The organism is Ruegeria sp. L11 (assembly GCF_056531755.1).
Window position 1 is genome coordinate 240801 of the sequence record NZ_JBQFMI010000003.1, and the last position, 12060, is coordinate 252860.

At 57.0% G+C, this 12060-nt stretch carries 13 protein-coding genes; 8 read left to right on the plus strand and 5 right to left on the minus strand.

Annotated elements, in window-relative coordinates; genetic code table 11:
* Window positions 1-6: 6 nt before the first annotated feature.
* The 7 genes from ACR0CE_RS09375 to ACR0CE_RS09405 all read left to right on the plus strand — a co-directional run bounded on the left by ACR0CE_RS09375 (window position 7) and on the right by ACR0CE_RS09405 (window position 6942).
* The gene (locus tag ACR0CE_RS09375) at window positions 7-501 is read left to right on the plus strand and encodes a (2Fe-2S)-binding protein (RefSeq protein ID WP_480474462.1); all 495 of its coding nucleotides are present in this window, start codon (window positions 7-9) and stop codon (window positions 499-501) included.
* Complete coding sequence (locus ACR0CE_RS09380) at window positions 498-2915, plus strand: aerobic carbon-monoxide dehydrogenase large subunit (RefSeq protein WP_480832078.1); 2418 nt, start codon at window positions 498-500, stop codon at window positions 2913-2915. The genes ACR0CE_RS09375 and ACR0CE_RS09380 overlap by 4 nt, the downstream gene beginning before the upstream one ends.
* 105 nt (window positions 2916-3020) lie before the next feature.
* Complete coding sequence (locus ACR0CE_RS09385) at window positions 3021-3887, plus strand: AAA family ATPase (protein ID WP_480832080.1); 867 nt, start codon at window positions 3021-3023, stop codon at window positions 3885-3887.
* Entirely contained in the window at window positions 3887-5077 is a 1191-nt protein-coding gene (locus tag ACR0CE_RS09390) for a vWA domain-containing protein (RefSeq protein ID WP_480482899.1), read from the plus strand. Before ACR0CE_RS09385 ends, ACR0CE_RS09390 begins: the two co-directional genes overlap by 1 nt.
* A gap of 13 nt (window positions 5078-5090) precedes the next feature.
* Complete coding sequence (locus ACR0CE_RS09395; RefSeq protein WP_480587462.1) at window positions 5091-5903, plus strand: XdhC family protein; 813 nt, start codon at window positions 5091-5093, stop codon at window positions 5901-5903.
* Between the two features lie 99 nt (window positions 5904-6002).
* Entirely contained in the window at window positions 6003-6455 is a 453-nt protein-coding gene (locus ACR0CE_RS09400) for an SRPBCC family protein (protein WP_480487916.1), read from the plus strand.
* Window positions 6456-6717: 262 nt separating this feature from the next.
* The gene (locus tag ACR0CE_RS09405) at window positions 6718-6942 is read left to right on the plus strand and encodes a hypothetical protein (RefSeq protein WP_267367879.1); all 225 of its coding nucleotides are present in this window, start codon (window positions 6718-6720) and stop codon (window positions 6940-6942) included.
* Window positions 6943-6972: 30 nt separating this feature from the next.
* Here ACR0CE_RS09405 and ACR0CE_RS09410 read toward each other — a convergent pair whose 3' ends face one another.
* Genes ACR0CE_RS09410 through ACR0CE_RS09430 form a run of 5 tightly spaced genes read right to left on the minus strand, consistent with a single transcriptional unit; the run spans window position 6973 to window position 11179 of the window.
* Window positions 6973-7515: a DUF3833 domain-containing protein gene (locus ACR0CE_RS09410; protein WP_480487914.1), complete on the minus strand. Its 543-nt coding sequence runs from the start codon at window positions 7513-7515 to the stop codon at window positions 6973-6975.
* Window positions 7512-8087: a DUF3833 domain-containing protein gene (locus ACR0CE_RS09415; protein ID WP_480546947.1), complete on the minus strand. Its 576-nt coding sequence runs from the start codon at window positions 8085-8087 to the stop codon at window positions 7512-7514. The genes ACR0CE_RS09410 and ACR0CE_RS09415 overlap by 4 nt, the downstream gene beginning before the upstream one ends.
* A gap of 38 nt (window positions 8088-8125) precedes the next feature.
* Window positions 8126-9349 carry an MFS transporter gene (locus ACR0CE_RS09420; protein ID WP_480832083.1) on the minus strand — a complete coding sequence of 408 codons (1224 nt, stop codon included), beginning with the start codon at window positions 9347-9349 and terminating at the stop codon, window positions 8126-8128.
* Window positions 9349-9894, minus strand: a complete 546-nt coding sequence (locus ACR0CE_RS09425; protein ID WP_480832085.1) for a hypothetical protein — start codon at window positions 9892-9894, stop codon at window positions 9349-9351. The genes ACR0CE_RS09420 and ACR0CE_RS09425 overlap by 1 nt, the downstream gene beginning before the upstream one ends.
* Window positions 9848-11179 (minus strand): NAD(P)/FAD-dependent oxidoreductase, encoded by a 1332-nt coding sequence (locus ACR0CE_RS09430; protein ID WP_480832086.1) that lies wholly within the window; start codon window positions 11177-11179, stop codon window positions 9848-9850. Before ACR0CE_RS09430 ends, ACR0CE_RS09425 begins: the two co-directional genes overlap by 47 nt.
* A 152-nt stretch (window positions 11180-11331) precedes the next feature.
* Here ACR0CE_RS09430 and ACR0CE_RS09435 point away from each other — a divergent pair, with 152 nt between their 5' ends.
* Window positions 11332-12057, plus strand: coding sequence for an SDR family NAD(P)-dependent oxidoreductase (locus ACR0CE_RS09435; RefSeq protein WP_480832088.1), 726 nt, complete (start codon window positions 11332-11334; stop codon window positions 12055-12057).
* Window positions 12058-12060 lie beyond the last annotated feature (3 nt).

Consider the following 12060-nt stretch of genomic DNA (forward strand, 5'->3'; position numbering starts at 1 on the left):
GAACCAATGTCGAAAATGCATGTCAAACTGACCGTAAACGGCAAGCAGGTTGAAGGTCTGGCCGAGCCGCGCACGCTGCTGATCCACTTCCTGCGGGAAGACCTGAAAATCACCGGCCCACATATCGGGTGTGAAACCAGCCACTGCGGTGCCTGCACCGTGGATATCGACGGCAAGTCGGTCAAATCCTGCACCGCCTTTGTAGCGCAGGTAAACGGTGCTGAGATCACAACCGTTGAAGGCCTGACCAATGATGATGGCAGCCTTGGAGTGTTGCAGGAAATGTTTCGCGAACATCACGGGCTGCAATGTGGGTTCTGCACGCCGGGCATGATCACCCGGGCGCATCGTCTGCTTCAGGAAAACCCGAACCCGACCGAGGAGGAAATCCGTTTCGGCATGGCCGGAAACCTGTGCCGCTGCACCGGATACCAGAATATCGTCAAGGCGATCTCGGCCTCGGCTGATTTGCTCAATGCTCAGAAGGAGGCCGCGGAATGAACGACCAGACTCTGACCCCCGAAGAACGCGCTGCCAACCTCAAAGGTATGGGCTGCGCCCGAAAGCGCGTCGAGGACGTGCGTTTCACCCAAGGCAAGGGTAATTACGTTGATGACATCAAGCTGGACGGGATGCTGTTTGGCGATTTTGTGCGCTCTCCCTATGCTCATGCCCGTGTCGTCAGCGTGAACAAAGAGGCCGCTTTGGCACTGCCCGGCGTGATCGCCGTTTTGACCGCCGAAGACCTGTCGCCTTTGGGATTGCACTGGATGCCGACATTGGCCGGTGACAAGCAGATGGTGCTGGCCGATGGCAAGGTGCTGTTCCAGGGCCAGGAAGTTGCCTATGTTGTCGCCGAAGACCGCTATGTCGCGGCGGATGCCGTTGAATTGGTCGAGGTCGAATACGAAGAGCTTCCTGTCATCACTGACCCGTTCGAATCGTTGAAGTCGGACGTGGTGCTCCGCGAAGATCTGGAAGGTCAGACCGAAGGCGCACATGGGCCGCGTAAGCATCACAACCACATCTTTACGTGGGAACAGGGCGACAAGGACGCGACCGAAGCTGTGCTGGCCGAGGCAGACGTGGTCGCCGAAGAGATGATCTATTACCACCGCACCCACCCGTGCCCGCTTGAGACCTGCGGTTGCGTGGCGTCGATGGACAAGGTGACTGGCAAGCTGACTCTGTACGGGACGTTCCAGGCTCCGCACGCGATCCGCACGGTTGTGTCGCTGATTTCGGGGTTGGCCGAGCATAATATCCGCGTGATCAGCCCCGATATCGGTGGTGGGTTTGGCAACAAGGTGGGGGCCTACGCAGGCTATGTGTGCTCGGTGGTGGCCTCGATCGTTACCGGCAAGCCGGTGAAATGGGTCGAGGACCGGATGGAAAACCTGATGTCCACTGCCTTTGCGCGCGACTACTGGATGCAGGGGAAGATTGCCGCCACCAAGGATGGAAAGATCACTGGATTGTGGTGTCATACCACGGCAGATCACGGCGGTTTCGACGCGTGTGCCGACCCGACCAAATTCCCTGCCGGGTTCATGAATATCTGCACCGGGTCTTATGACATCCCGACTGCCTATTTGGCGGTGGATGGCGTCTATACCAACAAGGCGCCGGGCGGTGTGGCCTATCGCTGTTCCTTCCGCGTAACCGAAGCCGCCTATTTCATCGAACGCATGATCGAGGTTCTGGCCATCAAGCTGAACATGGACGCGGCCGAGTTGCGTCGGATCAACTTCATCAAGGCAGATCAGTTTCCCTATCAATCCGCGCTGGGCTGGGAATATGACTCGGGCGATTATCACACGGCCTGGGACAAAGCGCTGAAGGCTGTGAACTATGAGGGTCTGCGGGCGGAACAGGCGCAGCGGATCGCGGATTTCAAGGACGGAAAAACGCGCAAGCTGCTGGGCATCGGCCTGACGCATTTCACGGAAATCGTCGGAGCCGGACCGGTGAAGAACTGCGATATCCTCGGGCTGGGGATGTTCGACAGCTGCGAGATTCGCATTCATCCGACCGGATCAGCGATCGCGCGGCTGGGGACGATCAGTCAAGGGCAGGGCCATGCCACAACCTTTGCCCAGATCATCGCCAGTGAAATCGGCCTGCCCGCCGATGACATCACGCTGGAAGAGGGTGACACGGATACCGCGCCTTACGGGCTTGGGACCTATGGATCCCGGTCCACTCCGGTCGCTGGCGCGGCCACGGCAATGGCGGCCCGCAAAATTCGGGCAAAAGCCCAGATGATCGCGGCCTATCTGCTGGAGGTACACGACAATGACGTCGAATGGGACGTGGATCGCTTTGCTGTCAAAGGCGCGCCGGAGCGGTTCAAGACCATGAAGGAAATCGCATTCGCCGCCTATAATCAGGCCATTCCTGGGCTGGAGCCGGGTCTGGAGGCCGTCAGTTACTATGACCCGCCCAATATGACTTATCCGTTCGGAGCCTATATCTGTGTCATGGAGATTGACGTGGATACTGGTGAATGGGAAGTCCGGCAGTTCTATGCGCTGGATGACTGCGGTACTCGGATCAACCCGATGATCATCGAGGGTCAGGTCCATGGCGGTGTGACCGAGGCACTGGCTATCGCGATGGGGCAAGAGATTGCCTATGATGATATGGGCAATGTGAAGACCGGTACGCTGATGGACTTCTTCCTGCCAACCGCGTGGGAGACGCCGAACTATACCACCGACCATACGGTGACCCCGTCCCCGCACCATCCGATTGGGGCAAAGGGTGTGGGGGAAAGCCCGAATGTCGGCGGTGTGCCTGCGTTCTCGAACGCAGTGCATGACGCGTTCCGGCATTTTGGCTTGGTGCAGAGCCATATGCCGCACGACCACTGGCGGATCTGGAAGATTGCCAATGGTCTGGGGATGCATGGGTGAATGGGGTCGGACCGGCTGTTGCCGGTCCGACCGGACGGAGCGGACTCTGCCCCCTCCGAACCTCCCCCGGGATATTTATGGCCAAATGAAGATAGGATCCTGGTTTTGACCTTTAAAGATGTGCAGAACGGGCTGGCCGCGCAGGGCTATGTTGCCGATGATCGGTTGGCCATGGCGCTGCATCTGGCGCAGCAACTTGGGCGCCCTTTGTTGCTGGAGGGGCCGGCGGGCGTGGGGAAAACCGAAGTGGCCAAAGCGGTGGCAGCATGGCGCGATACACGATTGATACGTCTGCAATGCTACGAAGGTCTGGACGCCAGTCATGCCATCTATGAATGGAATTATCAAAGACAGCTATTGGCGATAAGGGCGAGCGAAGCGCAAGGCGGCGTCGCGGAGGCGCAGCTGTTTTCGGATGAATTTTTATTGAAAAGGCCTTTGTTAGAGGCGATTTTGGAGGCGAAACCGCCGGTTCTGTTGATTGACGAGATAGATCGGGCGGATGAGGAATTCGAAGCCTATCTTCTGGAAATCCTGTCAGACTTTCAGATCACCATACCCGAGTTGGGAACTGTGCAGGCACATGTGCGGCCTGTCGTCATTCTGACGGCCAACGGGACGCGGGATTTGTCGGATGCGCTGCGCAGAAGGTGTTTGTACAGCTTTCTTGACTATCCTTCGAAAGAGACCGAACAGGCAATCCTGCGGGCGCGACTGCCTGAAATCGAGGGGATTCTGGCGCGTCAGATCATCGGGGTTGTACAGGCGCTGCGTCAGGAAGATCTTGAGAAGAAACCGGGCATCGCAGAAATGCTGGATTGGGCAGCGGCCCTATCCGGGTTGGGTGTCAATGATCTGGTCAAATCCCGCGAAGACGTCCAGGCGACGCTGGTGTGTTTGCTGAAAACTGCCGCAGATTACAGTGTGGCACCGCCCGAGGTGATGGATCGCCTGATCGGAAAGGTCGCGTGATGCAGGTTACCCGCTTTCCTGCCCGGGCTTTGGGCCTTACCGACCGCATGTCGGGTTTCATAGCGCATCTACGCATGAATGGCATGCAAATGGGGGCGTTGGACGCGGGGGACGCGCTTGCCGCCCTGTCCGAAGTGGATGCAACGGATGCCAATCAGGCCCGACAAGCCATGTGCGCGGTATTGACCGGAGAAGCGGAAGATTGGCGCCGGTTTGATGAACTGTTCGATGCTTATTGGTTCAACGCTGGCGTACAGCGTTCGGGAACAGCGAAAAACAAGCATGTGCGGGTGCAGTCAGCCAAGCCAATGATCTGGCAGACCAGAACTCAGGGTGAGGACGAACCACGATCCGGGTCGGCGCAAGTGACCACTACGCCTGACTGCGGTGAAGGGGAAGCCGAAGGGGTGGACGGCAAGTTGATCGCCACGCGAACGGCCAACCTGTCACGCCGGGACTTGCGAGAGTTGATGGATGAAGAGGCCCTAAAACAGGCTGAAACAGCCGCGCTGACCTTGGCGCGGGCATTTCGGGACAGGCGATCGCGCCGCCGGAAACGGGCGTTGCGCGGGGCTGTTCTGGATATGCGCCGAATACAGCGCGCCAGTCTGGCGCGTGGCGGTGAGCCGCTGGACCTGTATCGCCGAGCGCGGCCACCGCGCCCGATGCGGATTGTGGCATTGTGCGACGTGAGTGGTTCGATGACCGCGTACTCACGCGTGTTTCTGGCCTTCCTGAAAGGGTTGATCGGCAGCGGGATCAAGGCGGATGCGTATTTGTTTCACACACGATTGATGCGGGTTACAGATGCGTTGCGCGACCATGACACCCTCCGGGCTGCGGGGCGATTGTCGCTGATGGCCGAAGGCTTCGGCGGCGGTACCGATATTTCCGGCAGTCTGGAGCGATTTCTGTCGGGATACGGCGCGCGGGCACTGAACGGGCGTACTGTCGTCCTGATCCTGTCGGACGGATATTGCAGTTCTGATCCGCAGGCTCTGGGGGATATGCTGGCGCGTATCAGGCGCAAGGCACGCCGGATCGTCTGGCTGAACCCCTTGAAGGGCTGGAAGGACTATCAACCTATTGCGGCAGCGATGCAGGCGGCTGAACCCTATCTGGATGCGCATTTGCCGGCCAATACACTGGATGCATTGGCAGCGCTTGAGCCGCAGTTCCAAAAGCTGTGAAAGGAGTCTGACCTTGGCGAATTTCGACATTTTTGACACCATCGATCAGCTGCGCGGAACCGGAGAGGCCTTTTGTGTGGCGACGGTTTTGCGCACGGCGGATGCGACCTCGGCCAAAGCTGGGGGGAAGGCGGCGATTACCCAGGCGGGTGAAATCCTGGGGCATCTAGGCGGGGCTTGTGTGCAGCGCGCAGTCCGGGCCGCGGCGCAACAAGCTTGGGCGTCCGGGGCACCGCAGATTATCCGTGTCAAACCTTCGGAAAAGGTGGTGAACATGACGGATCCCGATGGTGTTCAAACGTTCAAAAGTGGGTGCCCGTCCGGTGGTACAGTCGATCTTTTGGTCGAACCCTATCAACACGCGCCCCGGCTGGTGATTTTCGGCGAGGGGTTGATTGCCAAAGCTCTGGCAGCGCATGGATCGCTGGCCGGATTTCGCACGGCTGTCGAGGATGGGCTTGATATTGCTGGAAACCATGTGCGGTTTGCCTTGGCACATGTCGATGCGCTGGGTGTGGAGCCGCGGGACTTTGTCGTGGTGGCTGCGCAGGGGCGCAGCGATGCATCCGCTTTGAAGGCTGCATTGGAAACCGATGCGGCACGCGTGTCGATGGTGGCCAGTCGCCGCAAGGCAGCTACGCTGACTGCAAAGCTTATCGCCCAGGGATTGGACCCTTTGAAAGTTGCGCGCCTGAAATCCCCGGCGGGGTTGGACATACATGCCATAGATCCGCATGAGATCGCCCTGTCGATTTTGGCCGAGATTGTGATGTGGCGGAACGGTGAAAAGGCAGCAAAGGTGTCGCATGATGAAAAGCTTGCTTGAACACCTTTGCCACATGTGGCCTGCGTGGCTGGCTCAAAGGATAGAAACGGCTGCAATGCGCCTATTTCCAAGATGTTGTTGAACAAAGGAAAGACCTGAATGGAACTGACTGATGAAATCCGTATCGCAGCGCCACGCGACGTCGTTTACCGCGCGCTTAACGATCCCGACATTTTGATGGAATGCATCCCGGGATGTGAGGAACTGACGCAGAAATCACCAACCGATCTTGAGGCGAAAGTTGTTCTGAAAATTGGCCCGGTCAAAGCGCGCTTTGCGGGTGAGGTCACATTGGACACGGCCAATGCACCAAACGGGTTCTCTTTGATGGGTGAAGGCAAGGGCGGGGCGGCTGGATTTGCCAAAGGCGGCGCAGACGTTTCGTTGACCGAAGAAGGTGACGAAACCGTACTGAAATACACGGCGAAGGTTGATGTTGGTGGCAAGATCGCTCAGCTCGGCAGTCGGCTGATTGCGGGAACCGCCAAGAAGTTGTCGGCAAAGTTCTTTACGCGGTTCGGAGAGATCGTGTCAGAGCAGTCGACTGCATGATCCGGGGCGTTCCATAGCCGAGAGGTTGTCAAAGCATGGACCACTGACGACAAGGCGGGGGAACCCGCCATCAACCGAAGTGTGGCAATCGGCGGTGACTGCAAATACTCAGTCAGGACAACACCCTTCAGCGAGAGCTGCGAGCACCCCTGTCAACGGGGGGTTGAAAATCGGGTTTTGCCCATAAAAAATTGGCTTTTCCCGAAATAACCGGTAGATTTTCTGCAAAAGGTGGAAAACACCGGAGGCAGTAAGAGAGCAGATGTCACAGGCAAAAACTCGTGTTTTGCGGACCACGATACCTGCCGGTCTTGTCGGCAAACGGGACGGTCTTTTTTTCTTGTGGGGCGAGATTGAGCGCGCCCGTTTGAAAATTGAAGACGGAGCCCACCACGACTCTGCAACGCCAGATGGGCCAAATGTAAACATGGCAGACGCAGCAAGGCGTCTGGTACAGGTGCCGGTGGACGAGTTCATATTTTATTGATGGGCAACGTCTGGATGGAAATAGCGGAATCTATTCTTTTTCAAAGATCAGGATAACTTCGCCGAGGCGTATGCCAAAGCGTGAGACGTAAGCGCGGTTTAACAGACGGTCCTCGGTCAGCAGCCACATCCAATCGTCAAAACTGACGCGCATCGTGCCATCCTTGACAGGCAGGTCAATCTTGTATTTCCAGTTGAAGGTGTCGCCCCTCTCGGTCCCGCTGGCGGTTCCCAGCACACCGGGCGCAGTACCAGTCCACGTGTCATCGCCAGTCTTTGTCAGCGTCCAGATGCGCTGTTCGGTTGCGCCGTCGTCGTAGATAAAATCCTCGACCAGTGTCAGGGTTTCCCCGTCCCATGTGCCGTCGATATCGACTTCAAATCTGCGTGGAACATTCCCCAGTACATCCTGAAACTGCCCGTAAGCCACGGTCTTTCCGTCGAAGAATTCCTCGAGGTTCAGCTGCCGTTCAGACAGAAAGGTTGTCGGAACCTTCGGTTTGCCAGAGCAGGCAACCAGAAGTGCAAAGCTTGCGACGGAAACGCATGTAATCAGAGAGCGACCTGTGATCATTGCACCAGCCGCCTTTCTGAAGTGGTGCTATACTCATTTGCGCCACCTACGTGGATCGGATGTGATTTGGGGGTCGGGCGCATTGTTGCAACGAGCTCAGCAACCTTGATGCCAAACTTACGCATCTCGGAACGATTCATGATGACGCCCTGTTCTGTCAAATACATCCAGTCTGTAACATCCAGCGTGTGTCCTCCTGCGTCCTTGGGCAGAATGATCCTGTAGGTCAGCTTGATCGTTGCGCCGGATATCGTGCCGTGACCTTCGCCAACGATATCCTCTGCCGTTGCCGTAAACGTATTTCTGGTGTCCAGCGTCAGATACCACTTACGGTTCATCTTTTTGCCGTTTGAGTACGTGAAGAACTCGGAAAGTGTGCCTGTGTTCCCATTCCACTCACCAACCATGCGGGCCACAAAGCTGTTCGACATCCTGCCATTGGGGCCATAGATCAGACCTTCGGACAGGATTTCACCGTTCAAATGCTTCTTCAGCGAAAAAGTGGGCCCGGTACCGGCATAGTCTGACGGGCTCTGCGCACGAAAGCTTAGCAGTCGGGCGCGGACAAACATTGCAATCAGCAGAGCCAGCAGGATGATGGCGAAAGCATTCACTTGCTTGTGACCTCGGTTGGCAGGGTCAGGACCATTCCAAAGGCCCCAAGTTTCAGGATGCAGGGCAGCACCGCGTAGGCGAGATTGAGTGTATCAAGCGCTTGGGCGGAATTGGTTTGACCGGGGGTGAAGCCACTGCGCTCCAGCAATGGCAGGGTAAAAAAGGCTGCCAGGGCCAGGCCCAGCTTGCCAGCAAAGGACCAGATACCAAACGCTGTGGACGCGTTAAGACCGGCTCGGGTCAATGTGACCGAAAACATGGCGGGCAGCACGACCATATCCGCGCCCAGAGCGGCACCCGAGGCGAGGCAGATCACCGCAAAACCGGTGAGGTTCCCAGCGCTCAGTGTGGCGGCACCGATAAACCCCGCGATGGAAAGCGGCATTGCAATCATCAGTGTCTGTTTCGAGCCAATTTGGTTACTGAGCTTTGCCCAAAGCGGCACGCTTACGCCTGCGCTGAGGAAAAACAGGATCAACAGCGGCCCGGCTTTACCCGGCAATTGCAATCGGTCCTCTACGAAAAATAGAAACAGGGTCGATGTAATGGCCACGGGTAGGCTGTTGATCAAAGCCAGCACCAAAAGGCGCAAACCTCCGGCCTGGCCCAGGCTTGAGAAAGACAGGCCGGATCCGGTGATTGCGGGCCGCCGCCAGATCGGAACGGTCAACAAAAGGGTTGCGACTGATAGCAGACCCAGAAACAGACCAAACGCGGGATAGCCTTGCGCGTGAGCTCCGGCAGCAACAAAAAGGGCAGGGGCACTTGCCGCGATGATAACGCCTGTCAGTTGTCCGCCTTCCCGATAAGCGGCGAGTGTCATCAACTCCTTCGCGTCAGCGCGTTTCGCCAGCGTCGCACTTCGCCCGTAGAGCAGGATAGTCCCCAGGCTATAAGCCGAAAACAACAGCATCAGAAGAACAACCAGCGTCAGCACATCTGTTCCCTGTTGCAGGCTGAACAGCACCGGGAATCCAATGGCAAGGCCGAGTGCTGCCATGGACGCAAAGACAAGCTGGCCACCGGGCCATCTGTCTATCGCCCAACCGATCAGTGGGTCCTGTACCAGATCGACCAATCGGATCATCAGCAAGACGGTGCCAATCACCCCCAGTCCAATGCCCAGATTCACCGCCGCAAAACGCGGTAGATGAATGTATAGCGGGATGCCCGCCGCAGCGAGCATCAGCGCGTATAAGCTGACCCGAGGGTAAAGCATCAATTTCCCTGAAGCATTTGGGTGAAGGACGCCGACCGCGTGTTTTCGCCAAGAAAAACCGACATGAAACTGCGTTTGATGCCCGGATATGCCATTGTGCAGGTCTTTCGACCGTTCAGCCAGAAACTGACCTTGTCTGGCCCGTCGGACACCGCCAGATAGCTGTCACCCTTGGTGACACCTTTAAAACATACATCCAGTTGGTCGCCAATCGGGGCAGGGTGGCCGACGCGTTTCATCTCGTCGAGCGTCGAGTTGACCAGCGCATTCTTCTTGATGCTTTTACGGTATGTCAGCTGAAGCCCGAAATCTTCACTCCAACTAAATGACGCACCTTTGGGTGTGTAAAGTTTGGCGTCGTAGATCGGAAACCCGAGATAGCGGAAGGTTGCAGTGCCAAGAAGCTGTGCACCATCCAACTCTTCCGTCACAGGCGAGGCAATCAACCCAGTGGGGGCCAGCAAGGAAAGGCTCAGAAGGCTCGCGCGCAACATCCCGCTATTCGGCGGCAACAGAGATGGCCGGATCTTGTCCAAGAATGGCATATTCAGCTCCGATCGTTTGCGGGGTGCCATTTATCCGCTCAACAACATGCATCGCGCTGGCGATCCCGTCTTCGTGAAATCCGTGCCGGTTATACGCACCGGCGAACCAGGTTCGGTTCTGTCCTTGTATTTCGCGAATATGCCCCTGTGCTTTCAGGGCGGTTTTGTCGAATACCGGGTGGGCAAATTCGACCTGATCATAGATTTTATCCTCAGGAACCTCTGTCGAGGCGTTCAGCGTCACAAAAAGCGGGTCGTTGTCCGGTATGTTCTGCAGTCGGTTCATCCAATATGTAACGCCTACGTCTCCGGCCTGTGATCGATAGGTCCAGCTGGACCAGCACGCACGCCGCTTTGGCATCTGGCCAGGATCACAATGCAAGGTGGCAGTGTTGGGTTGGTACCGAATTGCGCCCAGCGCAGCGGTTTCCGCCGGGGTGGCATTCCCGCCCAAAATGGCAAGCGATTGGTCAGAATGGGTGGCCAGGATGATCTCATCAAACTGATCCACCGCACCCTGACTGCGAACCGTAACACCTGTCTCACTCCGGGAAATGTTCTGAACCGGACTAGCCAAACGGATTGCTGCCCCGCGTGCCCGTAGGGCGGCATCGATCCGGCGGACATATTCGATACTGCCACCTTTTACTGTGTACCACTGGTGTTGATTTGCGCGGCCACTGGCCAGAAGGGCGTGATTTCGAAAGAACTGTACCAATGAGCGTGCAGGGAACTGATCCACCAGCTCAACCGGAGTTGACCAGATCGCCCCACACATGGGCATCAGATAGTTGTGGCGGAACCAGTGTCCCAGCCGAAGCTGATCCACCAGCTCACCAATCGTGGTGTCGTCGTCTCTTGCAGCCTCCGGAGCCTTTTTGCCAAAGCGCAGAATGTCGGCAATCATCTTGTAATAGGCGGGGCGCGCAAGATTGCGTCTCTGCGCGGTCAGGGTGCGCAGATTGTTCAACCCATATTCGATACGACCATTGTCGATTGTCGCGCCAAAACTCATTTCGCTTTCGATCACGGGAACATTGAGCTGATTAAAAAGTCGGGTCAGAAAAGGATAGGTTGCGTAGTTGAAGACGATGAAACCGGTATCCACCGGTTGATCGCCGTTCTTCCCGGCCATGACAGTGCGGGCATGGCCACCTAAACGCGGTTCCGCCTCATAGAGGGTCACGTCGTTGTTTTCTGAAAGGTAGTAGGCGGCTGAAAGGCCTGAAATACCTGCACCAATAACCGCGATTTTCTTCCGTACACCCTGGGTTTCGTCGAACATTCCAGCCTCGTTATGTGGTTCTTAGAATGAAATACGCGGGGTAGGTGCAGTTGGATCAATCCGGTTGGAAGTTTTACCAGAGGTGCGATCCCGTTTGATCCAATTGCGTCACGGGCCCGTAGAATATGAAACATGACTGAATCGGCCCGCGCATGAGCAGCATTGACGGAAAAACCTATTGGATCATCGGCGCAAGCGAAGGTTTGGGTCGTGCTTTGGCTAAGGCGCTAAGCGACAGGGGCGCGCATTTGATCTTGTCGGCGCGTAGTTCTGAACGTTTGGCCGACATCTGCTCCGAGCTTCCCAATGCCCGTGCGATCCGGTGCGATGTCACTGATTTAGACTCTGTTCGCGGGGCTGTGGCCGAGGCGGGTCTGGTCGATGGGCTGGTTTACAATGCCGGCGCGTATGACCCCGTGCGCTCGGCGGATTGGGATACAGAGGCGTCGCTCAGGATGGGTGATGTAAACTATCTGGGTGCTTTGCGTGTGTTGGGTGAAACCGTCCCGGACCTTGTTAAGGCAGGTCGGGGGGATATTACGCTGATCGGGTCGCTCGCGGGCTATCACGGGTTGCCAGCGGCCATCGGATATGGGGCCAGCAAGGCGGCATTGATTTCCCTGGCGGAAACGATGCGCCATGATCTGGCGGGCACCGGCGTGACCGTGCGGATCATTAATCCCGGCTTCATCAAGACCCGTCTGACTGAGAAAAACAGCTTCAGGATGCCCATGCTGATGAGCCCCGAGGATGCGGCGGGTCGTGTGGTCAAGGCGATGTCGCGGCGCCGTTTTCGTACGGATTTTCCTGCACCATTCTCGTGGTTTATCCGTCTGATTGACTATCTGCCGGATCTGTTGGTGTACCGAGGGAAATAGACC

Bases quoted from the DNA above. Each gene is read 5' to 3' on its own strand.
- ACR0CE_RS09430 (WP_480832086.1), bottom strand. From the start codon at position 11,179: ATGTTCGACGAAACCCAGGGTGTACGGAAGAAAATCGCGGTTATTGGT.
- ACR0CE_RS09375 (WP_480474462.1), top strand. From the start codon at position 7: ATGTCGAAAATGCATGTCAAACTGACCGTAAACGGCAAGCAGGTTGAA.
- ACR0CE_RS09380 (WP_480832078.1), top strand. From the start codon at position 498: ATGAACGACCAGACTCTGACCCCCGAAGAACGCGCTGCCAACCTCAAA.
- ACR0CE_RS09410 (WP_480487914.1), bottom strand. From the start codon at position 7,515: ATGATCACAGGTCGCTCTCTGATTACATGCGTTTCCGTCGCAAGCTTT.
- ACR0CE_RS09435 (WP_480832088.1), top strand. From the start codon at position 11,332: ATGAGCAGCATTGACGGAAAAACCTATTGGATCATCGGCGCAAGCGAA.
- ACR0CE_RS09420 (WP_480832083.1), bottom strand. From the start codon at position 9,349: ATGCTTTACCCTCGGGTCAGCTTATACGCGCTGATGCTCGCTGCGGCG.
- ACR0CE_RS09415 (WP_480546947.1), bottom strand. From the start codon at position 8,087: ATGTTTGTCCGCGCCCGACTGCTAAGCTTTCGTGCGCAGAGCCCGTCA.
- ACR0CE_RS09405 (WP_267367879.1), top strand. From the start codon at position 6,718: ATGTCACAGGCAAAAACTCGTGTTTTGCGGACCACGATACCTGCCGGT.
- ACR0CE_RS09425 (WP_480832085.1), bottom strand. From the start codon at position 9,894: ATGCCATTCTTGGACAAGATCCGGCCATCTCTGTTGCCGCCGAATAGC.
- ACR0CE_RS09390 (WP_480482899.1), top strand. From the start codon at position 3,887: ATGCAGGTTACCCGCTTTCCTGCCCGGGCTTTGGGCCTTACCGACCGC.
- ACR0CE_RS09400 (WP_480487916.1), top strand. From the start codon at position 6,003: ATGGAACTGACTGATGAAATCCGTATCGCAGCGCCACGCGACGTCGTT.